Consider the following 1,220-nt stretch of genomic DNA (forward strand, 5'->3'; position numbering starts at 1 on the left):
CAGGCCGCAAGGCGGGCACCTGTTCCTGCCACTACGCCAGACGCTCCGCCATGGCGTCGGTCGCATCGAGCAGGGCGGTCTGGATACCGGGCTCGGTCATGGCGTGACCCGCCACGTCAATGACCTGAAACGCCGCCTCCGGCCATGCGCGGTGCAGATCCCATGCCGTGCGCATGGGGGTCGCCACATCGTAGCGACCCTGAACGATCACGGCGGGAATATGCCGGATCCGGTCCACATCCCGGATCAACTGGCCTTCCTCCAGCCACCCGGCATGGACGAAATAATGGTTTTCTATGCGTGAAAACGCCAGCGCGTAGCGCGGATCCGCGTGCTGGACCATGGTCTGGGGCGCGGGGCACAGGGTGATGGTCCGCCCTTCCCACACGCTCCACGCGATGGCGGCCTGCATGCGCACCGTCTCGTCCGCCCCGGTCAACCGCCGGTGGTAGGCCGCCATCAGGTCCGTGCGCTCGGCGGGGGGAATGGGGGCCACGAACTTCTCCCACAGGTCGGGGAACAGCCATGACGCGCCTTCCTGATAGTACCACAGCAGTTCCGCCCGGCGCAGGGTGAAGATGCCGCGCATGACCAGCGCGCTGACACGCGCCGGATGCGCCTGCGCGTAGGCCAGCGCCAGCGCCGACCCCCATGAACCGCCGAACACCATCCATTTTTCTGTGCCCGTCATGACGCGCAGGCGCTCCATGTCGGCCACAAGATGCCATGTGGTATTGTTCTCGAGCGAGGCATGGGGCGTGGACCGCCCGCAGCCGCGCTGGTCGAACAGGAGGATGCGGTAACGCGCGGGATCGAACATCCGCCGCTGGAAGGCCGAACAGCCCCCGCCGGGGCCACCATGCACGAACACGACCGGAATCCCGGCGGGATTGCCACAGAGTTCCCAGTAGATCCGGTGCTTCACCCGTATCGAGCCAGCCATGGTCGTAGGGGTCTATCGGGGGGTAGGCTAACCGTTCTGGCATGGGCATTCCTGTTCAACTGGCCGTATCGGTGGCATGGGGATGGGCGCGTGTCCAGACATCCATGAGGCGGGCCTCGTCCGTAAGGGTGTAGCGCTGCGTGGTGGACAGGCTGGCATGGCCCAGCAGATCCTGGATCACGCGCAGGTCGGCCCCGCCTTCCATCAGGTGGGTGGCGAATGAATGCCGCAGCGCGTGCGGGGTTGCATGGTCCGGCAGTCCGGCCATGTGCCGCCA

At 66.5% G+C, this 1,220-nt stretch carries 1 protein-coding gene and 1 pseudogene; both read right to left on the reverse strand.

Annotated features, from left to right (window positions below; translation table 11 throughout):
- Positions 1-31: 31 nt before the first annotated feature.
- Positions 32-986, reverse strand: a pseudogene (gene pip, locus JCM25156_RS25750) (prolyl aminopeptidase).
- Between the two features lie 12 nt (positions 987-998).
- On the reverse strand, positions 999-1,220 hold a 222-nt coding region (locus JCM25156_RS25755), incomplete at its 5' end, for a tyrosine-type recombinase/integrase (protein WP_148299416.1).

The sequence above is a fragment of the Komagataeibacter kakiaceti JCM 25156 genome, from assembly GCF_000613305.1.